Origin of the sequence: Pseudacidovorax intermedius, from assembly GCF_001476815.1 — a bacterium.
Classification (GTDB): Bacteria; Pseudomonadota; Gammaproteobacteria; order Burkholderiales; family Burkholderiaceae_C; genus Xenophilus; species Xenophilus intermedius_A.
In genome coordinates this window covers 1-799 of sequence record NZ_LDSL01000243.1, presented here as the reverse complement: position 1 = coordinate 799, position 799 = coordinate 1, and the positions used below count along the sequence as shown (strand labels likewise).

At 69.8% G+C, this 799-nt stretch carries 1 protein-coding gene; it reads right to left on the bottom strand.

Annotation, left to right across the window (positions count from 1 at the left end):
* Positions 1 to 799 (bottom strand): DUF1501 domain-containing protein (locus NS331_RS24900; RefSeq protein ID WP_153013059.1); only part of this gene is annotated, 799 nt, incomplete at both ends.

Sequence of the window (799 nt, the reverse complement as noted above, 5' to 3'; positions counted from 1 at the left end):
AGTCGGAGGCGGTGAACTGGGTGACGGCATTGCCCAGGCCCATGTTGTCCATCTGCGCCTGGAAGGCGGCCATGGCGTCGGACACGCGGCCCAGCAGGCCGCCGTGGTTGGCGATCAGGTTGTCGTGCAGGTCGAAGCCGCCCAGCGACACGAAGAACACCTGCCGCTTCGCGCCCAGCGTGCTGCGGCCACGGATTAGCCGCGCCACCATCGAGAGCTGGTCCGCCAGGCTGTTGCCGGCCGGGAAGGTGCCGCTGGCATAGGCCGCACCGATGGCGCTGTTGACCGTGTCGGCGGCGCCCATGGAGCGGGCGGTGACGCGGTTGTACTCATTCTCCAGCGTGTGGCTGCGGGCCTGCTGGATCAGCTGCGCCATGGCCGCATTGACCTTGCGCGAGCCGAAGGTGCTGCCGCCGCTGCGTGCTGGCGAGATGCTGACGGCCCCGCCGGTGCCCACCTGGTAGCACAGCGCGTTGTCGCCCGAGAGGAACACCGCGTTGCCCGACACCGAGATGCAGGTGAACAGCGCATTGCCGTTGGACGACAGGAACTCGTCGGCGATGTTGCCGCCCCAGCCGATGGTGGCGCCTTCCGGCGACGAGGCCTGCCACACCGACTGCTGGTCGTTGTGCGAGAAGAGCTTGGGCGGCACCGGGTAGGTGCTGCGGTTGACGCCGGCGTACTGCGCCCGCGTGAGCGGCACCACCAGCGGCCCCACGTTGAGCAGCACGGCCGCCTGGCCGGCCCCGAAGAGGCGCGCCATGGCCGTCATGGACGGGTGCAGCGCGTATTCCCGCCC